This is a genomic window from Geodermatophilus arenarius, from assembly GCF_042654585.1.
Lineage (GTDB): Bacteria > Actinomycetota > Actinomycetes > Mycobacteriales > Geodermatophilaceae > Geodermatophilus > Geodermatophilus arenarius.
Genome location: NZ_JBHSGR010000001.1, coordinates 475,162 through 494,902, shown reverse-complemented (window position 1 = coordinate 494,902; position 19,741 = coordinate 475,162). Strand labels below are relative to the sequence as shown.

21 protein-coding genes are annotated in these 19,741 nt (G+C 76.7%); 11 read left to right on the top strand and 10 right to left on the bottom strand.

Going from position 1 to position 19,741, the window contains the following annotated elements:
• The coding region (locus ACFO3M_RS02405) for a hypothetical protein (protein WP_387985851.1) at positions 1 to 700 on the bottom strand (700 nt) is incomplete at its 3' end.
• A gap of 89 nt (positions 701 to 789) precedes the next feature.
• On the opposite strand from ACFO3M_RS02405, the gene ACFO3M_RS02400 reads away from it, so the two are divergent.
• Positions 790 to 1,290: a DUF2127 domain-containing protein gene (locus ACFO3M_RS02400; RefSeq protein ID WP_387985848.1), complete on the top strand. Its 501-nt coding sequence runs from the start codon at positions 790 to 792 to the stop codon at positions 1,288 to 1,290.
• On the opposite strand, the gene ACFO3M_RS02395 is transcribed toward ACFO3M_RS02400, so the two are convergent.
• Genes ACFO3M_RS02395 through ACFO3M_RS02380 form a run of 4 tightly spaced genes read right to left on the bottom strand, consistent with a single transcriptional unit; the run spans position 1,241 to position 4,553 of the window.
• Entirely contained in the window at positions 1,241 to 2,212 is a 972-nt protein-coding gene (locus tag ACFO3M_RS02395; RefSeq protein ID WP_387985845.1) for an aldo/keto reductase, read from the bottom strand. The genes ACFO3M_RS02400 and ACFO3M_RS02395 overlap by 50 nt on opposite strands.
• Before the next feature lie 42 nt (positions 2,213 to 2,254).
• Positions 2,255 to 3,322 carry a winged helix DNA-binding domain-containing protein gene (locus ACFO3M_RS02390; RefSeq protein WP_387985842.1) on the bottom strand — a complete coding sequence of 356 codons (1,068 nt, stop codon included), beginning with the start codon at positions 3,320 to 3,322 and terminating at the stop codon, positions 2,255 to 2,257.
• 29 nt (positions 3,323 to 3,351) lie between these two features.
• On the bottom strand, positions 3,352 to 3,990 hold the full coding sequence (locus ACFO3M_RS02385) for a hypothetical protein (protein WP_387985840.1): 639 nt from the start codon (positions 3,988 to 3,990) through the stop codon (positions 3,352 to 3,354).
• Between the two features lie 32 nt (positions 3,991 to 4,022).
• Positions 4,023 to 4,553, bottom strand: coding sequence for a GNAT family N-acetyltransferase (locus ACFO3M_RS02380; protein WP_387985837.1), 531 nt, complete (start codon positions 4,551 to 4,553; stop codon positions 4,023 to 4,025).
• Between the two features lie 59 nt (positions 4,554 to 4,612).
• Between ACFO3M_RS02380 and ACFO3M_RS02375 the strand changes: the two genes are divergently transcribed.
• The 4 genes from ACFO3M_RS02375 to ACFO3M_RS02360 all read left to right on the top strand — a co-directional run bounded on the left by ACFO3M_RS02375 (position 4,613) and on the right by ACFO3M_RS02360 (position 7,688).
• Entirely contained in the window at positions 4,613 to 5,191 is a 579-nt protein-coding gene (locus tag ACFO3M_RS02375) for a class I SAM-dependent methyltransferase (protein ID WP_387985835.1), read from the top strand.
• A gap of 82 nt (positions 5,192 to 5,273) precedes the next feature.
• Complete coding sequence (locus ACFO3M_RS02370) at positions 5,274 to 5,699, top strand: DUF1801 domain-containing protein (RefSeq protein WP_387985832.1); 426 nt, start codon at positions 5,274 to 5,276, stop codon at positions 5,697 to 5,699.
• A gap of 116 nt (positions 5,700 to 5,815) precedes the next feature.
• Positions 5,816 to 6,022, top strand: a complete 207-nt coding sequence (locus ACFO3M_RS02365; protein ID WP_387985830.1) for a three-helix bundle dimerization domain-containing protein — start codon at positions 5,816 to 5,818, stop codon at positions 6,020 to 6,022.
• Positions 6,023 to 6,068: 46 nt separating this feature from the next.
• A complete protein-coding gene (locus tag ACFO3M_RS02360; protein ID WP_387985827.1) occupies positions 6,069 to 7,688 on the top strand; it encodes an ABC-F family ATP-binding cassette domain-containing protein in 1,620 nt (539 codons plus the stop codon).
• Positions 7,689 to 7,745: 57 nt separating this feature from the next.
• Here the strand turns inward: ACFO3M_RS02360 and ACFO3M_RS02355 are convergent, their stop codons facing one another.
• Positions 7,746 to 8,603, bottom strand: coding sequence for a DUF4190 domain-containing protein (locus tag ACFO3M_RS02355; RefSeq protein ID WP_387985824.1), 858 nt, complete (start codon positions 8,601 to 8,603; stop codon positions 7,746 to 7,748).
• 188 nt (positions 8,604 to 8,791) lie between these two features.
• Between ACFO3M_RS02355 and ACFO3M_RS02350 the strand changes: the two genes are divergently transcribed.
• A complete protein-coding gene (locus tag ACFO3M_RS02350) occupies positions 8,792 to 9,181 on the top strand; it encodes a hypothetical protein (RefSeq protein WP_387985822.1) in 390 nt (129 codons plus the stop codon).
• 105 nt (positions 9,182 to 9,286) lie between these two features.
• Here the strand turns inward: ACFO3M_RS02350 and ACFO3M_RS02345 are convergent, their stop codons facing one another.
• Positions 9,287 to 10,492: an alanine racemase gene (locus ACFO3M_RS02345; RefSeq protein WP_387985819.1), complete on the bottom strand. Its 1,206-nt coding sequence runs from the start codon at positions 10,490 to 10,492 to the stop codon at positions 9,287 to 9,289.
• A gap of 104 nt (positions 10,493 to 10,596) precedes the next feature.
• Between ACFO3M_RS02345 and ACFO3M_RS02340 the strand changes: the two genes are divergently transcribed.
• Together ACFO3M_RS02340 and ACFO3M_RS02335 are read left to right on the top strand one after the other, a co-directional pair.
• The gene (locus ACFO3M_RS02340) at positions 10,597 to 11,916 is read left to right on the top strand and encodes a D-arabinono-1,4-lactone oxidase (RefSeq protein ID WP_387985816.1); all 1,320 of its coding nucleotides are present in this window, start codon (positions 10,597 to 10,599) and stop codon (positions 11,914 to 11,916) included.
• 1 nt (position 11,917) lies between these two features.
• Positions 11,918 to 12,508: a TetR/AcrR family transcriptional regulator gene (locus tag ACFO3M_RS02335; protein WP_387985814.1), complete on the top strand. Its 591-nt coding sequence runs from the start codon at positions 11,918 to 11,920 to the stop codon at positions 12,506 to 12,508.
• Between the two features lies 1 nt (position 12,509).
• Here ACFO3M_RS02335 and ACFO3M_RS02330 read toward each other — a convergent pair whose 3' ends face one another.
• The 3 genes from ACFO3M_RS02330 to ACFO3M_RS02320 form a co-directional block, all read right to left on the bottom strand.
• The gene (locus ACFO3M_RS02330) at positions 12,510 to 13,400 is read right to left on the bottom strand and encodes an aldo/keto reductase family oxidoreductase (protein WP_387985812.1); all 891 of its coding nucleotides are present in this window, start codon (positions 13,398 to 13,400) and stop codon (positions 12,510 to 12,512) included.
• Between the two features lie 35 nt (positions 13,401 to 13,435).
• Positions 13,436 to 14,644 carry an MFS transporter gene (locus ACFO3M_RS02325; protein WP_387985809.1) on the bottom strand — a complete coding sequence of 403 codons (1,209 nt, stop codon included), beginning with the start codon at positions 14,642 to 14,644 and terminating at the stop codon, positions 13,436 to 13,438.
• Positions 14,645 to 14,825: 181 nt separating this feature from the next.
• On the bottom strand, positions 14,826 to 16,007 hold the full coding sequence (locus tag ACFO3M_RS02320; RefSeq protein WP_387985807.1) for an alcohol dehydrogenase catalytic domain-containing protein: 1,182 nt from the start codon (positions 16,005 to 16,007) through the stop codon (positions 14,826 to 14,828).
• A 592-nt stretch (positions 16,008 to 16,599) separates the two neighbouring features.
• Between ACFO3M_RS02320 and ACFO3M_RS02315 the strand changes: the two genes are divergently transcribed.
• The 3 genes from ACFO3M_RS02315 (at position 16,600) to ACFO3M_RS02305 (ending at position 19,709) form a co-directional block, all read left to right on the top strand.
• A complete protein-coding gene (locus ACFO3M_RS02315; RefSeq protein ID WP_387985804.1) occupies positions 16,600 to 17,601 on the top strand; it encodes a M23 family metallopeptidase in 1,002 nt (333 codons plus the stop codon).
• A 141-nt stretch (positions 17,602 to 17,742) separates the two neighbouring features.
• A complete protein-coding gene (locus ACFO3M_RS02310; protein ID WP_387985802.1) occupies positions 17,743 to 18,678 on the top strand; it encodes a cation diffusion facilitator family transporter in 936 nt (311 codons plus the stop codon).
• 68 nt (positions 18,679 to 18,746) lie between these two features.
• On the top strand, positions 18,747 to 19,709 hold the full coding sequence (locus ACFO3M_RS02305) for a cytochrome c oxidase assembly protein (protein WP_387985799.1): 963 nt from the start codon (positions 18,747 to 18,749) through the stop codon (positions 19,707 to 19,709).
• Positions 19,710 to 19,741: the final 32 nt, after the last annotated feature.

Genomic DNA, 19,741 nt, shown 5'->3' with positions numbered 1-19,741 from the left:
GCAGCGCGGCGAGGAACAGCCGCTCGACGTCGTCGCGGCGGGCGCCGTGGCGGCGGTCGCCGCGGCCGCTGCCGCCGCGGACCGCGACGTCGGCCAGGCGCACCGCCCGGGCCGCGCCCGCCGGTGGGCCGCCCACCCCTGCCCTCCCCACCGCGGACTCGGCCGCCTCCAGGGCGCGGCGCTCGGGGCCGGCCGGGTCCCACACCCAGGGCAGCATGCAGCCGGCCCGGGCCAGCTCCGCGCCGGCGGCGGCGGCGAGGGCGTCCGCGCCGAGCCCGCCCGGCGTGGTGCCGAGCGCGCTGGAGCCGCCGGCCACCAGGACGACGCCCAGCGGGCCGGGCGGGCCGACCCGCCAGACGACGCTCGCCGCGGCGGCCGAGGCGGCCGGCGCCGCGCAGGCCAGCACCAGCGCGGCCGGGTGCCCGCCGGCCAGCGCGCCCAGGGTGCTGCTGGCCACGAGCACCACCCCGACGACGGCGACCACGCCCGCGCGGCGGCGGTAGGGCAGCGCGTGCCCGTAGACCGCGGTGAACGACGCCAGGCCCGCCGCCGAGCCGAGGTCCGGGCGCCCCAGCGCGACGCCGGCGGCCAGGGTCAGCACCAGGCAGGCCGCGGCGGTCACCCCGCGGCGCCCGCCGGCCCGCCACAGCGCCCGGAGCGGGGGGACCGGCGGGCCGAGCAGCGGGCGGACGGCGGTCACCCTCCCATCGTGGCCGTGCCCCGCGGGCCCGGCCGCGAGCCGCGGGCGTGATCCCGGTCCCTGGACGCGCCCCCTCCGGCTCCGGGATCATGCCCGGCACGACCACCGACCGGCTGCTGCGCGCCGCCCTGCTCCTCAAGGGACTCGACGGCGCGGTCGAGCTGCTCGCGGGCCTGGCGCTGCTCGCCGTCGGCCCGCGGGCGCTGGACGGGCTGACCCGCCGGGTCGTCGCGCACCACCTGCTCGGCAGCCCGGACGGCGCGCTGGCCGAGCGCGTCACCGCCGGGGAGGCCGCGCTGAGCGGCGGCGCCCACACCTTCGCCGTCGTCTACCTGACCCTGCACGGCCTGGTGAAGCTGGGCCTCGTCGCCGCGCTGCTGCGCGAGGTGCTGCCCGCCTACCCGGTCGCCGCCGCGGTGCTCGGGGTGTTCGGCGGCTACGAGGTGTACCTGGCCGTGGACCGGGGCTCGTGGGGGATGTGGGCCGCGGGCGGCCTCGACCTGCTGCTGACCGCGCTCGTGCTCCGCGAGTACCGGCGGCTCAGAAGCCGACGACGGCGTGCGGGCGGTACGGCTCCTCCAGGCGGGTGACCTCCTCGTCGGTGAGCCGCAGGTCGACGGCGGCGACGGCGTCGTCGAGGTGCGCGGCCCTGGTGACGCCGACGATCGGCGCGGTGACCACCGGCTTGGCCAGCAGCCAGGCCAGTGCCACCCGCGCCCGCGGGACGCCGCGCTCGCGGGCCACCTCGGTCACCCGCTCGACGATCGCGCGGTCGCTGGCCTCGTCGTAGAGGCGGCCGCCGAACGCGTCGTTCTCCGACCGGTGCGTCGTCTCGTCCCAGTCGCGGGTCAGCCGGCCGCGGGCCAGCGGGCTCCACGGGATCACGCCGATGCCCTGGTCGGCGCACAGCGGGAGCATCTCCCGCTCCTCCTCGCGGTTGAGCAGGTTGTAGTGGTCCTGCATCGACACGAACCGGTGCCAGCCGCGCTCGCCGGCCAGGTGCAGCGCCTTGGCGAACTGCCAGGCCCACATGCTGCTCGCGCCCAGGTACCGGACCTTGCCGCTGCGGACGGCCGAGTCCAGCGCCTCCAGCGTCTCCTCGATCGGCGTGGCCGGGTCCCAGCGGTGGATCTGGTACAGGTCGACGTGGTCCACCTGCAGCCGCCGCAGGCTCGCCTCCAGCTCGCGCAGGACGGCCACCCGCGACAGCCCGCCGCCGTTGGGGCCCGGGCGCATCCGGCCGTGCACCTTGGTGGCCAGGACGACGTCGTCGCGGGTGGTGAACTCGCGGATCGCCCTGCCGGTGATCTCCTCGCTGGAGCCGGCCGAGTAGACGTTGGCGGTGTCGAGGAAGGTGACGCCGGCCTCGAGCGCCTTCCGGATCAGCGGCCTCGCCTCGTCCTCGGGCAGGCTCCACGGCGTCATCCCGCGGTCGGGCTCGCCGAAGCTCATCATCCCGAGGCAGATCCGCGAGACCTCCAGGCCGGTGGCACCCAGGCGCACGTACTCCATGCCCCCACCCTTCCCCGGAGGCGCGGTGGTCGCCTCCCGGCGTCAGGGGAGCGCGGCGGCCAGCTCCGGCACGCGCTCGGCGACGCCCGGGGGGAAGGCGGTGAACGGCTCGGCGGCGGCGACCCGCTTCGCGCCCCTGCCGGTCCACCGCCACGTGCCCACCACCTGCCCGCCGCAGACCACGGTGGACCGGAACACCCCGTTGCCGCCGGGCACGATCCGCTCGGCGAACTCCGGCGGCACCGTGCAGCTGCGGTCGGCGTAGCCGAGGACGACCTCGTCGAAGCCGGGCAGCAGGTGCAGCCCCTCGGCGTCGGCGCGGCAGGCGGCCAGCCGCTCCGGGGTCTCCGGGTCGAGGTACGCCTCGGTGCCGCCGACGTCGACCGTCGCCAGCCGGTCCCGCACCGGCGCCAGGCCCGCGCGGGCGTCCCGGACCGTCGTGCCCGCCCAGCGCACCAGGTCCGCGACGGTGGCCGGCCCGTGCCCGGTGAAGAACCGCAGCGCGAGCTCGGCCAGCGCCTCCTCGCGCTCCAGGCGGCGCGGCGCGGGCACCCACTCGTCGAGCAGCACGAACGCCTGGTCGCCGTCGTCGGTGGGGCCGAGGACCAGCGTCCCGGTCTGGGAGAGGTACCAGAGCGTGTGGTAGCCCCTCTGGCCCGCGACGTCGCAGCCGGCGTCGGCCAGGGTGGCGAGCAGCGCCTGCCGGCCCAGCCGCCGCCCGCCGGTCAGCGCGGCGACGGCGGCCTCCCGCGACCGCTCGAGGTCCTCCTCGGTCAGCCCGACGACCGCCCGCCGCTTCGCCGCGCCGGCCAGCACCCGCCCGCCGAGCAGCTCGAGCATCCAGGGCAGGTCCTCGGCGGCGACCAGGTGCAGCGTCCCGCGCATCGGCCAGGAGCGGACGACGTCGCCGGCGTCGAGGGCCGCGGTGACCCCCGCCCGGGAGCGGCCGGCGGTGCGCAGCGCCACCGACGTCAGCGCGCCGGGCAGGTCCTGGCCCTGCACCGCGCCGAGCGCCCGCACCGCCGCCGCGGCGTCGGGGAACGGCGGTCCGGCCACCCGCTGGGCCACCAGGCGCAGCAGCGCGACCTCCCGGGGCGTCACCGTGGTCATGCCGGGAGGGTGCCAGCAGGGGGTGACCGTCAGGCGTCCTGCCCGCGCTCGATCCCCAGCGTGGCGAGCAGGTCCTCGTGCAGCTGGATCCACACCGTGTGGCAGGAGTCGACCTCGGGGGAGTCCACCCAGCGCCGCTCGCCGTGGTCGACCCGGGCGAGCGCGGCGGCGTAGCGGTCGGCGTAGCCGTCCAGGCGCTGCAGGCAGCGGGCCAGGGGGTCGGTCACCGCGGCCAGGTCGCGGCCGAGCGTTGCCAGCGCCCGGAGCACGCGCTCGTCCCACCTCCAGTCGGTGTGGTCGTTGGCGGCCATCGGCTCGGTGCGGGTCGGCCGCAGCTGCCAGTCGGTGCACACCTTCCCGAACCGGCGGTTCAGCGGGACGAACCGGCCGTGGGCCTCGGTGACCAGGTCCCGTGCGCCGGTCAGCTCCAGCTCCGCGCCCATCCGCCGCTCGTCCTCGGCCCGGCCCGCCTCGGTCAGCGACCACCCGGCGCTGTCGGCGAAGCGGGTGTGGGTGACCCAGCCCCGGGTGGCGTGCTCGAGCAGGCGGTCCTCGACCTCGTCGCGGTCGAGCCCGTAGCGGTCGGCGATCCGCCCCGGGGAGGCGAAGCCCAGCACCCGGGGGCCGTGCAGCGCGAGGTCGTCGGGGTCGGAGACGTGTGCGGGCACGGGGCCATCCTCGGTCACGGCACCCGCGCCGGTCAGCGCTCCAGGCGCAGGTGGACCACGTCCTCGGCGTCGGGCTCCGTGGTCAGCGGGGTGAACCCGGCTGCGGCGGCCACCCGCAGGCTCGCCGCGTTGTCCGGCTCGATGCCCAGGACGAACTGCTCGACGTCGGCGGTCTCCGGCGCGGCGACCAGCGCCCGCAGCGCGGCGCTGCCGTGGCCGCGCCCCCGGCGCGCCGGGTCGACGACGTAGGCCACGCCCATCGTGCGGCGCCCGTCGGTCGCGAGGACCCGCTCGGCCACCGGGTCCCACGTCGTCCACCGGTCGTAGACGTCCCCACCGATCTGGGCGACCGGGCGGCCGGTGTCGTCGAGCGCGACGAACGAGTGGCTGCGCAGCACCCGGCGCCCGCGGAACTCCTCGGTCCACCGCGTGCCGCGCAGGGCCATCTCCCGCACCGGCCACTCGCGGCCGCCCAGCCGCCGCCGCGTCGCCTCGTCGTCGAACCAGGGCGTGACGGCGGGGAGGTGCTCCGGCTCGAAGGGGACCAGCCGGAGGGTGCTCACCCGCCCACCCTGACCCCGGCCCGGACGGCGCGCACGTCGTCGCTGCCACACTCCGGCCCGTGCAGGCCGAGGACTGGGACGCGCGCTACGCCGAGCGGCAGCAGTGGTCGGGGGAGCCCAACCCGCTGGTCGCGGCGCTCGTGGCGGACCTGCCGCCGGGCGACGCCGTCGACCTGGCCGCGGGGGAGGGGCGGCACGCGCTGTGGCTCGCCCGGCGGGGATGGCGGGCGACCGCCGTCGACTTCTCGGCCACCGGCCTGGCCCGCGGGCAGGCGCAGCCGGACGCCGACCGGGTCACCTGGGTGACCGCCGACGTCACCACCTGGACGGCGCCGCCCGCCTCCCTGGACCTGGTGCTGGTCGCCTACCTGCACCTGCCGGACCCGCCGATGACCGACCTGCTCCGCCGGGCTGTCGGCTGGCTGCGCCCCGGCGGGCGGTTCCTGCTGCTGGGGCACGACGCCGAGAACGTGACCGCGGGCGTCGGCGGGCCGCAGGACCCGGCGATCCTGCACAGCACCCGGCGGCTGGCCCCGGTCGCCGGCCTGCTCGCCGTCGACCGGCTCGAGCAGGTCCGCCGGGAGACGCCCGCCGGCACGGCGCTGGACACCCTGCTCTGGGGACGGCGGCCCGCCTGAACCCGGGAGGACCCCTGCCCCTCGCCGCTCGCACGCTCGCGGCGGGACCCTGCAGGGGGCCGGGGTCGATACCGTCCGGTCCGTGACCGACACCGTCGAGGAGTGGTTCGCCGCGGCCGGGCCGCGCGAGGCCGAGCTGCGGCGGGTGGACGCCCTGGTCCGCGAGGCCGCGCCCGGGCTGGACCGCGAGCTCGTGCCGGCCGGGTCGGGGCACGTGCTCGGGTACGGCCTGCTGCCCTACCGGCCGCGCTCGGCCAGGGAGACCACCCGCTGGCCGCTGGTCGCCCTCGCCGCGCAGAAGCGGCACCTGTCGCTGTACGTGTGCGCCGTGGTCGACGGCGAGTACCTGCCCGAGGCGCGCGCCGCGCGGCTGGGGAGGGTGTCCTGCGGCAAGAGCTGTGTCCGGTTCACCTCCCTGGACCGGATCGACCGGGCGGAGCTCGCCGCGCTGGTGCGTGACGCCGCCGCCGTCACGTCCTCGGGCGGCAACGCCTTCTTCGTGTCCTGACCGACACGCCGCAGCGGTCCTCGGAGGGGGACGAAGGTCCCTGTTTAACACGCGTCCCACCCGCCACCGTGGACGCCGTACCCCCGCACGGACCGAACGAGGAGTCCCGCGCGCCCATGACGCCGATCGAGCAGCTCCCCGCCGACCCCAGCGTCGAGCAGGCCGTCACCCGGCTCGTGGACGAGTTCGGCGCGCGGTTGCGACCCCAGGTCGTCGGCAACGTCGTGCGCATGTGCCGGCAGGACCTCAGCGGCGTGCCCGTGACCGCCCTGCCGGAGATGGTGGAGCGGCTGGCCCGGACCCGCCTGCAGGCCGTCGGCTGAGGGAGGCCCTGCCGAATCCGGTTGCCCGGCCCCGGACGATGTCGGGGTGGGCTACGTCGACGTGAGCGGGGTCCGGCACACGCTGCCGGGCGGCCGGGTGCTGCTGGACGACGTCTCGTTCCGGATCGGCGAGGGCGCCCGCGCGGCGCTGGTCGGCGAGAACGGCGCGGGCAAGACGACGCTGCTGCGGATCGTCGCCGGTGACCTCGTGCCCGAGGCCGGCGCCGTCGCCCGCAGCGGCGGGCTCGGCGTCATGCGGCAGTTCATCGGCTCGGTGCGCGACGACACCACCGTCCAGCGCTTCCTCGTCGACCTCTCCGCGCCCGCGGTGCGCGCCGCCTGGGACGCCGTCGAGGCCGCCGAGCTGACCCTCATGGAGACCGACGACGAGCCCGCGCAGCTCGCCTACGCCGACGCGCTCGCGCAGTGGGGCGACGCCGGCGGCTACGACGCCGAGGTCACCTGGGACACCGTGACCGTCGCGGCGCTCGGCGTCCCCTACGACCGGTGCAAGTACCGCGAGCTGTCCACGCTGTCCGGCGGTGAGCAGAAGCGGCTCGCCCTCGAGGCGCTGCTGCGCGGGCCCGAGCAGGTGCTGCTGCTCGACGAGCCGGACAACTACCTCGACGTCCCCGGCAAGCGGTGGCTGGAGCAGCGGCTGCTCGAGACGCGCAAGACGGTGCTGTTCGTCAGCCACGACCGCGAGCTGCTCGCCACCGTCGCCGACCGGGTGGTCACCGTCGAGGGCGGGACGGCGTGGGTGCACGGCGGCGGGTGGTCGTCCTATCCCGAGGCCCGCGAGGCGCGGCACGAGCGGATGGCCGAGCTGCGCCGCCGCTGGGAGGAGGAGCACGAGCGCCTCGTCGACCTGGTCCGCACGCTGCAGCAGCAGGCGGCCAACTCCCCGGACATGGCCTCGCGGTACCGGGCGATGCAGACCCGGCTGGCGAGGTTCGAGGCGGCCGGGCCGCCGCCGGACCGGCCGCCGCAGCAGCGGGTGACGATGCGGCTGCGCGGCGGGCGCACCGGCGTGCGGGCGGTCGTGGCCGAGCAGCTGGAGCTGACCGGGCTCATGCAGCCGTTCGACCTGGAGGTCTGGTACGGCGACCGGGTCGGCGTCCTCGGGGCCAACGGCGCGGGCAAGTCCCACTTCCTGCGGCTGCTGGCCGGCCAGGACGTCGCCCACACCGGGTCCTGGCGGCTCGGGGCGCGCGTCGTCCCCGGCTCCTTCGCCCAGACGCACGCGCACCCCGACTGGCAGGACCGGACGCCGGTGGACCTGCTGTGGCACGGCGAGCCCGGCCGGCTGGGCGTCGACCGCGGGCGGGCGATGGCGGTGCTGCGCCGCTACGGGCTCACCGACTCCGCCGACCAGCCGTTCCGGACCATGTCCGGCGGGCAGCAGGCGCGGCTGCAGGTGCTGATGCTCGAGCTGTCCGGCGCCACGCTGCTGCTGCTCGACGAGCCCACCGACAACCTCGACGTCCTGTCCGCCGAGGCGCTGGAGGAGGCGCTGGCCGCGTTCGACGGCACCGTGCTCGCGGTGACCCACGACCGCTGGTTCGCCCGCTCCTTCGACCGGTTCCTCGTCTTCGGCTCCGACGGCCGGGTGTACGAGTCGGACGAGCCGGTGTTCGACGAGACGCGGGTCGCCCGCGCCCGCTGAACGACACCGGCCGGACCCCCGTCGTGGGGGGTCCGGCCGGTGGCGGGGGAGCGGGGACTACGGCAGGGCGTAGAAGACGCGGTCGTCGGAGTCGAAGCTCATGGTGGGCTCGACCGACAGCTGCCCGCCGGCGACGGCGGCCGGCGGCACGTCCATGCAGAACTGGAAGGTGTCCGACCCGCCCGGGTTGAGGGTCGGGGCGTCCATCGCGTCGTCGGCCAGGACCGCCGTGCACTCGGCGTCGCTGTACTGCCGGGCGTCGGACCCGTGGAAGACGGCGGTCAGGTCGAAGCCGGGCATGCCCTCCGTCTCGCCGGTGTAGGTCACGCTCAGCTGGGCGAGCACGTACTGGCCGGTGGCCGGCTCGTTGAAGTCGTTGGCGGCCTGCACGGACGCGTCGGCGTCGAGCTCGACCGCGTCCACGGTGACCTGGTAGTCGCCGACCTGGGCCGGGACGCCGAGCGGCACGACGTCGGCGGCCGGGGCCTCCTCGGGAGCGGGCTCGACCAGCCCCGCCGTCCCGCCGTCGGGCAGGGCGCCGTCCGACGGGACGGCGCTGCTGAGCTCCTCGTCGAGGCTGTCGGCGACCTCGTCGATGACGCTGGCGTAGAAGGCCTGCGTCGCGATCACCACGGCGATGGCCACCAACGAGGTGACGAGGCCGGTGACGGCCAGCCCCTTGCCGCGGTGGGTGCCGCGCCGGGCACGCAGCAGCGCGGGGATGCCCAGCGCCAGGCCGACGACGGCCACCACGGCGGCGACGTTGTTGATGATGGGCACCCAGCTCAGCAGCAGCGCGATGATCCCCAGGACCATCGACGCCACGGCCAGGCCGGCGCCCTTCTGCTGGGGGACGTACGGCGGCTGGACCGGAGCGTAGGGCTGCTGGTACGGCGCCTGCGGGGGATGGGACACGGAACGGCTCCTCGCGGGGGCGGGGCGGAATCGGATCGAGACCGTGTCGTTCTTCGGCCGGACCACGCCCACGAGTGACCCGAACCGCCCAGAGGCACCCCGGCCGCCGCAGGAGCACCACCCGTCCCGAGGGCGCGGACCGGGGCAGGGGCTCGTGCCTGTCAGGCCGTCCTGACGGAGGATGGGTCATGGACCTCGACGACCTCGAACGGCGGCACACCCTCGCCAGCGCCGTCCGCCGCTACGACGAGTTGCGCACGCGCGACTCGCTGGCCGACCCCGACGACCCGGCCGGACCGCGGCCGCTGACCCGTGAGGAGGCGCTGGAGCTCCTGGCGCTGGGCGAGGTCGTCGCCCGGCGGGCGGCCCAGGGGCGCCAGCTCACCGTCCGGACGGCGCGGGCGACCGGTGCGTCGTGGGCGCAGATCGGCCGGGCGCTGGGCGCCACCCGGCAGTCGGCGTGGGAGGCGCACCGGCGCTGGATCGACACCCAGGTCGACCACCCGGACGGCTCGGGCGGGCTCACCGAGGACGAGGCCGCCGAGGCCCGCGCCCTGCTCGCCAACGACGCCGACTGAACGGCTCGGCTCCGGCGATCACCGGAGGTGTGCACGGCCGGCCGGCGCGTCCCGCCGTGTCGCGTGCACACACCCGGTGATCACGCCGAGCGAGCGAGTCGGGGCTCAGCCGAAGGACCGGCCCTCGCCGCGGTAGGTGGGGACGGCGCCGGCCAGCCGGTCCCCGGCCAGCGTGTGCAGGACCTCGACGTGCTCGCACACCTCGCCGGCCTTGGCGTGCCGGAACCAGACGCGGTCGCCGACGGCGAGCCCGCCGGCGTCCGGGCCGCGCAGCGGCGTCTGCACCTCCCCGGCGCCCTCGGTGCCGAGCACCCGCAGCCGCGGCGGGTGCACCGGGCGCGGCAGCCGGTCGGCGCCGGGCGGCCCGGAGGCGATCCACCCACCGCCCGCGACGGTCACCGTCCCGCGCGCGGGGCGGCGGGTGACCGGCAGCGCGAACAGCAGCGCCGGCCGGCCGCGGAAGGCGCGGTACCCGTCGAACAGCGTCGGCTGGTACAGCCCCGAGCCCGCGGCGACCTCGGTGACCGACGGGTCGGCCGCGGTCCGTTCCAGGCTCCCGGTGCCGCCGCCGTTGACGAACGCCAGCGGCGCCACGGCGGAGACGGCGGCCACCGCGGCGGCGCGGCGTCCGGTCAGCTCCCGCACCGACAGCGCCTGCACCCCGCGCACCGCCAGGCCGCGCAGCGGGCGCCCGGGCGGCGCGTCCGGCACGCCCGCGACCTGGGCCTCGTAGGCCATGAGCCCGACCAGGGCGAAGCCGGGCCGGTCGCACACCGCCCGGGCCAGCGCCGCGGCGGCCCCGGGGTCGTGCACCGGCGACCGGCGCACCCCCACGTGCAGCCGCCCGGCCCGCAGCGACGCGTCGAGGTCCAGGCAGATCCGCACCGGCGGCCGCGACCCGGCCGGCGCCACCGCGTCGACGGCGTCGAGGTGGTCGGGGGAGTCGGCCATCAGCGTCACCCGCGCGGCGAGCGCGGGGTCGGCCACCAGCGCGCGCAGCGCCGCGCGGTCCACCGAGGGGTAGGCGACGACGACGTCGTCGGACACCGGGTCGTCACCGCCGGCCAGCCAGAGCGCCTCGGCCAGCGTGTACGCGAGAACGCCGGCGAAGCCCGGCCGGGCCAGCACCCGCCGCAGCACCGCCCGGCTGCGCACCGACTTGCTCGCCACCCGGACCGGACGCCCGGCGGCGCGGCGGACCAGGTCGGCGGCGTTGGCGTCCAGCGCGTCGAGGTCCAGGACGGCCAGCGGCGGGTCGAGGTCCGCGGTCGCCCGGTCCAGCCGGGCCCGGGCTGCGGCCGGGGAGGTCATGGCGCGGCAGCATCCTCGCGGTCCGCCGAGTGGGTCAAGCGTCCCAGTCGCTTGACCGAGTCCGGCGGGCACGGGACGCTGCCGCGCACGACGGAGGAGGCGGCGTGGGCACCTGGCGCAACTGGGCCGGCAACCAGCGGGCGGACGGCGTGACCGTCGTGCACCCGGCGGGCACCGGGGAGATCGCCGCCGCGGTCCGGAGCGCTGCCGACGCGGGCCGCCGGGTCACCGCCCTGGGCAGCGGCCACTCGTTCACCGGCATCGGCCGCCCGGAGGACGTCGCGCTGGCGCTGGACCGGCACGCCGCGCTGGTCGGCGTCGACGACGCCGGGCTGGTCACCGTGCAGGCCGGCATGCCGCTGCACCGGCTCAACGCGGAGCTGGCCGCGCGCGGCTGGGCCCTGACCAACCTCGGCGACGTCGACCGGCAGACCGTCGCCGGCGCGATCTCCACCGGCACCCACGGCACCGGCGCCCGGTTCGGCGGGCTGGCCACGCAGGTCCGCGCGCTGGAACTGGTCACCGCCGACGGGACGGTGCTGCGCTGCGCGCCGGACGAGAACCCCGACGTCCTCTCCGCCGCGCGGGTCGGCCTCGGTGCCCTCGGCGTGCTGAGCACCGTGACGCTGCAGGCGGTGCCGGCGTTCGCGCTGCGCGCCGAGGAGGGCACCGCCGCGCTGCCGGACCTGCTGGCCGACTTCGCCGGCTTCACGTCCTCGACCGACCACGTCGAGTTCTACTGGTTCCCGCACACCGACCGGTGCCGGACCCTGCGCAACACCCGGGTGCCCCTCACCGAGCTCGCGCCGCGGGGCCGGGCGCGCGCGTTCTGGGACGACGAGGTGCTCGCCAACGCCGGCCTCGCCGCCGTCGTCGCCGCCGGCCGCCGGGTGCCCGCGCTGGTGCCGACCCTGGCGCGGTTCTCCGCCGGGGCGCTGGGCGCCCGCACGTACACCGACGTCGCGCACCGGGTCTTCGTCTCCCGCCGGCGGGTGCGGTTCCGGGAGACGGAGTACGCCCTCCCGCGGGAGGCGGCCCCGGCCGTGCTGGAGGAGCTGCGGCGGGTGGTCGACGCCGGGCCGCACCGGGTGCCGTTCCCGGTCGAGGTGCGCGTCGCCGCCGCCGACGACGTCCCGCTGTCGACGGCGTACGGCCGCGACACCGCCTACGTCGCCGTCCACGTGCCCGCCCGCAGCGAGCCGGGCGGGTACTCCGCCGCGTTCGAGGCGATCGCGCTGGCCGCCGGCGGGCGCCCGCACTGGGGCAAGGAGCACGGCCTCGACGCCGCGGCGCTGGAGCAGCGCTACCCGCGGTTCGGCGAGTTCGCCGCGCTGCGCGCGCGGCTGGACCCCGCCGGGGTGTTCACCAACGCCCACCTCGCCCGGGTCCTCGGTCCGGCCGGGCAGCCCGCCGGGCAGGCCTGAGGTGCCCCGGCTGCCGGCCGGGCAGCGGCGCGCGGCCCTGGTGGAGGCGGCCCTGCGGGTGATGGCCCGGGACGGCCTGGCCGCCGGCACCACCCGCGCGGTCGTCGCCGAGGCCGGGATGCCGCTGGCCGCCTTCCACTACGCCTTCTCCTCGCGCGACGAGCTCCTGCGCGAGCTGGTCACCCGCGTGGTCGGCCGCGAGCTGGCCGCCGCCACCGCGGGGCTGGACCCGGCCGCGGGCCTGGCCGGCTGCCTGCGCGCGGCCGCCGCCGGCTACCTCGACCACCTCGAGCGCGAGCCCGGCGCCGAGGCGCTGATGCTCGAGCTCACGCTGCACGCGGTCCGCGACCCGGCGCTGCGGCCGGTGGCCGCCGAGCAGTACCGCGCCTACACCGCGGCGGCGACCCGCCTGCTGGAGGAGGCCGCCGCCGCGACGGGCGCCACCTGGCGGCGGCCGGTGCCGGAGCTGGCCCGGCTGCTGGTCACCGTCGTCGACGGCGCGACGACGACCTGGCTGGTCGACCGCGACACCGCCGCCACCCGCGCGGTGCTCGAGGCCGCGGTCGACCAGCTCGCGGCCTGGGGCAGGTGACTCAGAGGTCGACGTCGGGCTCGCCGGTGCCGCCGATGCGGTCGAGCTCCTCCATCTCCAGCGGCCCCAGGACCCGCGCGCCCGCCTGCAGGTTCTCCTCGAGGTGCGCCACCGACGACGTCCCCGGGATCAGCAGGACGTTGGGGGAGCGGGCCAGCAGCCACGCCAGCGCCACCTGCATCGGCGTGGTCTCCAGCCGCCGCGCCACCGTCTCCAGCGCCGCGGACTGCAGGGGCGTGAACCCGCCGAGCGGGAAGTAGGGCACGTAGGCGACGCCCTCGCGGGCCAGCGCGTCGAGCAGCGGGTCGTCGTCGCGGTGCACGAGGTTGTAGTGGTTCTGCACGCACACCACCGGCGCGATCGACCGCGCCTCGGCGAACTGCTGCGTCGTCACGTGGGAGACGCCGAGGTGCCGGATGAGCCCCTGCTGCTGGAGCTCGGCCAGCGTCTCGAACGGCTCGGCCAGCGAGCGCTCCGCCGGGGCGTGGCCGGGCATGCGCAGGTTCACCACGTCGAGCACGTCGACGCCGAGGTGGTCGAGGTTGTCGTGCACGGCCTGCGTCAGCTCGTCGGGGGAGAGCGCCTCGGGCCACGCGCCGTCCGGCGTCCGGCGGGCGCCGACCTTGGTGACGATCGTGAGCTGCTCGGGATAGGGGTGCAGCGCCTCGCGGATGAGCTCGTTGGTCACGTGCGGGCCGTAGTAGTCGCTGGTGTCGACGTGGTCCACGCCCAGCTCCACCGCCCGGCGCAGGACGGCGACGGCGGCCTCCCGGTCGGCCGGCGGGCCCATCACCTGCGGGCCGGCCAGCTGCATCGCGCCGTAGCCGATGCGGTTGACCGTGCGGTCCCCGAGCGGAAACTGTCCCGACCTCTCGGCCGTCGTGGTCGTCATGCCCGCCTCCTACCCGGGGAGTCCGGGGGAACCCGTCAGGCCGCCAGCCGGCTGCCGACCTCCGCGTGCCAGCGGCCGACGTCGGCGCTCACCCGGGCGGTCTCGCGCCGGTCGGCCCGCCGGGCGACCAGCGCCAGGCCGCTGCCCAGGAGCGCGAGGGCCGCGCCCACCCACATCGGCGCGGTGTAGCCCAGGCCCAGGGAGATGACCAGCGCGCCCAGGGCCGCGCCGACCGCGTTGGCCACGTTGAACGCCGCCTGGTTGGCCGCCGACACCAGGCTGCCGCCGGACACCCGCGCGGCCACGATCACGCCGTTCTGCACGACCGGACCCATCGCGAAGGCGACCGCGCCGAACAGGACCAGCACGACGACGGCGGCCGCGGGGGTGCGGGCGAGGAAGGCGAAGGCTGCCAGCAGCAGCGCGGTGGCCAGCAGCCCGGCGACCACGAACGTCCAGCCGAACCGGTCCCCGAGGCGGCCGCCGGCCAGCGTCCCGACGGTGGTGCCGACGCCGAACAGCGCCAGCACCGGCGTCACCCAGCCCTCGGGCAGGCCGGCCAGGTCGGTGAGGATCGGGCTGACGTAGCTGTAGACGGAGAACAGCGCGGCGAAGCCCACCATCGTCAGCACGAGCACCAGCCACACCTGGGGGCGGCGGAAGGCGGCCAGCTCGGCCCGCAGGTCCCCGCGCTCCCCGGTGCCGGCGGGCAGCCAGGCCAGCAGCCCGGCGATCGTGACCAGCCCGATGACGGCGATCGCGGCGAGCACCAGCCGCCAGCTCAGCTGCTGGGCGACGAACGTGCCGAGCGGGACGCCGACGACGTTGGCCAGCGTCAGCCCGACCATCATGAGCGAGATCGCCTGCGTGGCCCGCTCCGGCGCGACCAGCCGCCGCGCGGCCACCGCACCCACGCCGAAGAACGACCCGTGCGCCAGCGCGGTCAGCACCCGTGCCGCGGCCAGGGTCTCGTAGGTGGGCGCCACCGCCGACAGCGCGTTGCCGACGACGAACACGACCATCAGCGCGACCAGCGTCTGGCGCGGGGAGAACCGCACGCCGAGCGCGGTGAGCGTCGGCGCGCCGAGGACGACGCCGACGGCGTAGGCGGAGATGAGCAGGCCGACGGCGGACACCGAGACGCCGAGGCCGTCCGCGATCTCGGGCAGCATGCCCATCACGACGAACTCGGTGGTGCCGATGCCGAAGGCGCCGATGGCGAGCGCGAGCAGACCGCGGGGCACGGGAGGACTCCAGGGGACGACGGCGGGAGGGGGAGCGTGCGGACGTCGTCGTCCGTGCTGGCCCTGCGGGGCGGGTACTACAGGGAGGCGGGTACCGCAGAGAGGCGGGTACTACAGAGGGGCAAGGCACCGGCCGCGCAGGACATGCCCCGCGCGGCCGGTGGGTGTGCTCACACCCGGGTCAGGGCTGCAGCAGCACCTTGACCGCGCCGTCCTTCTTCTCGCGGAAGTCGGCGTAGGCCTGCGGCGCCTGCTCCAGCGGCACCCGGTGGGTGGCGAAGTCGTCGACGCCGAGCGGGTCGCCGTCGACCAGCAGCGGCAGGATGTCGGGCACCCAGCGCCACACGTTCGCCTGGCCCATCCGCAGCTGGATCTGCTTGTCGAACATCCGCATCAGGGGCAGCGGGTCGGTGGCGCCGCCGTAGACGCCGGACAGCGAGATGGTGCCGCCGCGGCGGACCGCGTCGATGGCGGTGTTCAGCGCGGCCAGCCGGTCGATCCCGGCGACCTGCATGACCTTCTCCATGATCGCGTCCGGGACGACCGCGGTCGCCTTCTGCGCGATCTGCGCCAGCGGGGAACCGTGCGCCTCCATGCCCACGGCGTCGATCACCGCGTCGGCGCCGCGGCCGGCGGTCGCGTCCTGGATCTGCTGGACGACGTCGTCCTTCTTCGTGGAGCGGATCACGTGCGTGCCGCGGGCGGTGGCCCGCTCGAGCCGCTCGGGCACGACGTCGGAGGCGTACACGTCCTCGATGCCCAGGTGGTGGGCGATCCGGGTGCACATGTCGCCGATCGGCCCCAGACCCAGCACCAGCAGCGTGCCGCCGGGCGGCGTCGCGGCGTACTGCACCGCCTGCCAGGCGGTGGGCAGGACGTCGGAGAGGTAGACGAACCGGTCGTCCGGCGGGCCGTCCGGGACCTTGATCGGCAGCGTGTTGCCGAACGGGACCCGCAGGTACTCGGCCTGGCCGCCGGGCACCTGCCCGTAGAGCTTGGTGTAGCCGAACAGCGAGGCGCCGAAGCCCTGGTCGCGGTTCTGGGTGGTCTCGCACTGCGACTGCAGGCCCTGCGAGCACATCCAGCAGGTCCCGCAGGAGACGTTGAACGGGACGACGACGCGGTCGCCGGGCTTCACCGCGGTCACCGCGGAGCCGACCTCGCGGACGACCCCCATCGGCTCGTGGCCCATGACGTCGCCCTTGGTCATGAACGGCGCCATCACCTCGATCAGGTGCAGGTCGGACCCGCAGATGCCGCTCGAGGTGATCTCGACGAGGACGTCGGTGTCCTCCTGCAGCGTGGGGTCGGGGACGGTGTCCACCTGTACGTCGGCACGTCCGTGCCAGGTCACTGCGCGCACGAGATCCTCTCCTCGGGTCGTCCGCAGGGAGCGCTGTCGATCACGCCTGTCCAGGGCCTTCTGCCCGGTGTGGGCCTGATCGCCCCTCGTTCAACGCTCAACCGGCGTGTTCATCACTGTCCGTCACATCAGTTCTACGCAGCGTCGAATGACAACGGTGCAGCTCCGTGGCCCGCGCCACACATCCGGCCCTCCGTACCCAGGTCCGCAGATCACGTAACGGTCACGGCGTGTTTACATGGGCCCCGCCCGCTCCCCCGGGCACGGCACGACGTCCCTGTCCCCGACGGAAGTCAGGTGCATGACCGAGCTCCACCCGGACCGCCTCCTCGACGGAGGGACGGCCGCGCAGCCCGCGGCCGGCACCCCCCTCCGGCAGGCAGTGGCAGCGTCGCCCGACCGGCGACCCGCCGACGCCGCGACGACGGCCCCGCGGCCCACCCCGTACCGACGTCAGGGGAAGACGTCGCCGGGCGGGGACCGCACCGAGTCCCGATCCGAGTCCCGCCCCGCCCGCCGTCCCGGCCCCCGGCCCACGCCGTCGCCGCGGACCTCGCCCGAGGAGACCGCCGCCGCGACGCCCGCCCCCGCGGTGGCCGGCCTCGAGGTCCGCACCGTCGTCGCCGGGACCGGGCCCGCGCAGGCTCCCGCCGCCGCCGAGCCCGCCGAGGTCCTCGCCGACGCCGACGCCGCCGGGCTGGCCGAGGCCGCCGGCGCCCAGGCGCTGGCCGCCGTCGACGCCGCCGGCGCCGACGACACCGGCGCCGACGGGCCCGAGGGCGCCGGCGCCGGTGGGGAGCGGGTCCCGGTCACCGTCGTCGCCGGCCACGGCCGGCACCGGGCGATGGCCCGTCTGCTGCGGCTGCCGCGCCGCCGGCCCGCCTTCTACCTCGCCGCCGCGCTGGTCGGCGCGGTCGGGGTCGGCTCCTTCTCCGTGGGCGACCGCGTCGCCCAGGCCGACGGCCCGGAGGCGGTCAGCCACTCGGTGAGCGTGGCCGAGGAGCTCGGCATCGCCGACCAGGACCTGCCCGCGGCCGCCGAGGCCGCGACCCTGCGCTCGGACGCCACCCTGCTCGGCGCGGTCACCGCCAGCCGCAACGCCCGCGAGGCCGAGGAGGCCGCCGCGGCGCAGGTCCAGGCCGACGCCGACCGCGCCGCCCAGGAGGCCGCCGCGGCCGCGGCCGCCGAGGCCGCCCGGCCCAGGACCGTGCTGCCGGTCGACGGCGCGCGGCTCACCAGCGGCTTCGGCGCGCGCTGGGGCACGCTGCACGCCGGCATCGACCTCGCCGCGCCCATCGGCACGCCGGAGTACGCGGCCGCCGACGGCGTCGTCCTCGAGGCGGGCCCCGCCAGCGGCTTCGGCCTGGCGGTGTACGTCCAGCACGAGAACGGTGACGTCACCGTCTACGGGCACATGGAGGAGATCCTCGTGCAGCCCGGCCAGGTGGTCCGCGCCGGCGACACCATCGCGCTGCTGGGCAACCGCGGCCAGTCGACCGGCCCGCACCTGCACTTCGAGGTGCACGTCGGCGGCATCGACGGCGAGCGGATCGACCCGATCCCGTGGCTGCGGGACCGCGGCGTCGCCATCTAGACGCGAGGACCCCGCCGCCCCGCCCCTCGCAGGCCCGGGGCGGGCCCCGTGCAGCGGGGCCGGCACGACACGCGCCCCCTCCCGGCAGGTCCGGGCAGGGGGCGCGTGCCGTCGGAGGACACTGGAGGGGGAGGTGGGCCGATGGGAGCCGGGCACGGGCACGCGCACGCGCACGCGCACGGGCACGCCACCGTCGCGGCGGCCTCGCGCGGGCGGCTGGCCGTCGTCCTCGGGCTCACCCTCGCCGTCCTCGTCGCCGAGGTGGTCGGGGCGCTGGTCTCCGGCTCGCTGGCGCTGCTCGCCGACGCCGGGCACATGGCCACCGACGCGCTCGGCGTGGGCCTGGCCCTCGGGGCCGTGACGCTGGCCCAGCGCCCGGCCCGCGGGCGGCGCACCTTCGGCTGGCAGCGGGTGGAGATCCTCGCCGCGGTGGCCAACGGGCTGCTGCTCGCCGGCGTCGCGGTGTTCGTCCTCGTCGAGGCGGTGCGGCGGATCGGCGACCCGCCCGAGATCACCTCCGGCGTCGTCCTCGCCGTGGCCGCCGGGGGCCTGGCCGCCAACCTCGCCGGGCTGGCGCTGCTGCACCGCGGCCGGCGGGGGTCGCTCGCCGTCCGCGGTGCGCACCTGGAGGTGCTCGGCGACGCGCTGGGGTCGGTAGCCGTCCTCGTCGCGGCCGGCGTCGTCGCGCTCACCGGGTGGACGCCGGCCGACACCGTCGCCGCGCTGCTCATCGGCTGCCTGGTGCTGCCGCGGGCGTGGGCGCTGCTGCGCGAGTCCCTCGACGTCCTGCTCGAGGCCGCGCCCCGCGACGTCGACCTCGACCGGGTCCGCGCGCACGTCCTCGGGGTGCCCGGCGTCATCGGCGTCCACGACCTGCACGCCTGGACGATCACCTCCGGCCTGCCGGTGCTGTCCGCGCACGTCGTCGTCACCGACGCGGCACTGGCCGCCGGGCACGGCGGCCGGGTCCTCGACGCGCTGTGCGCCTGCCTCGGCGACCACTTCGACGTCCCGCACTGCACCTTCCAGATCGAGGCCGAGGCGCACGCCGGCCACGAGGCCCCCGTCCACGACTAGGAGGCCGCCCCTGGTGGGGGCGCCGGTGGGACAGTGGGAAGCGCACGACCGACGGACCGGAGGTACAGGTGGAGCACGGGCACCACTCGGGCATGTGGGTGCCCGACGAGCCACCCACGTGGGGACGGGTCTTCCTGCCCCACCTGGACGCGTGGTCGGTGCTGCCGGTCCTCGCCCTGCTCGGCGTGCTGGCCTACCTGGTCGGCCTGGTCCGGCTGCGCCGCTCGGGCGTGGCCTGGCCGTGGTGGCGCACGGCGTCCTGGGTGGCCGGCTGCCTGTCGCTGTTCGCCGTCACCGGGACCTGGCTGAACGGCTACGGCATGGTGCTGTTCAGCGTGCACATGGCCCAGCACATGGTGCTGTCGATGGTCGCGCCGCTGCTCCTGCTGCTCGGCCGGCCGGTGACGCTGGCGCTGCGGTCGCTGCCGCGGGGGAGGGGAGTGGCCGGCGTCCCGCGGGCGCTGCTGCTCGACGCCCTGCACAGCCGGGTCGCGCGCTTCCTCTCGCACCCGCTGTTCACGCTGCCCCTGTTCCTGGTCAGCCTCTACGGCGTCTACTTCACGCCCGTCTTCGACGCGCTGATGGGCGACCCGTTCGGGCACCAGTTCATGCTCGCCCACTTCACCGTGACCGGGCTGCTGTTCTTCGGGCCGATCCTCGCCCAGGACCCGTGGCCCCGGCAGGTGGGTCACGCCGGCCGGATGCTCGAGCTGCTGATCCCCATGCCGCTGCACGCCTTCTTCGGCGTCGCGATCATGATGTCGACGTCGCTGGTGGTGCGGACCTTCGCCGACCCGCCCGCCGGCTGGGGCGTCGACCCGCTCGCCGACCAGAACGCCGCGGGCAGCATCGCGTGGTCCTTCGGCGAGCTGCCGACGGTGCTCGTCCTCGTCGTCGTCCTGTTCAGCTGGATGGGCTCCGAGGAGCGCCGCGGCCGCCGGATCGACCGCACCGCCCGGCGCACCGACGACGCCGAGCTCGAGGCCTACAACGCCCGGCTCAGGCAGCTCGCCGCCCGCTCCGGGTCCTGAACGCGGCACCGTCCGCGGCCCCGGCGCGGAAC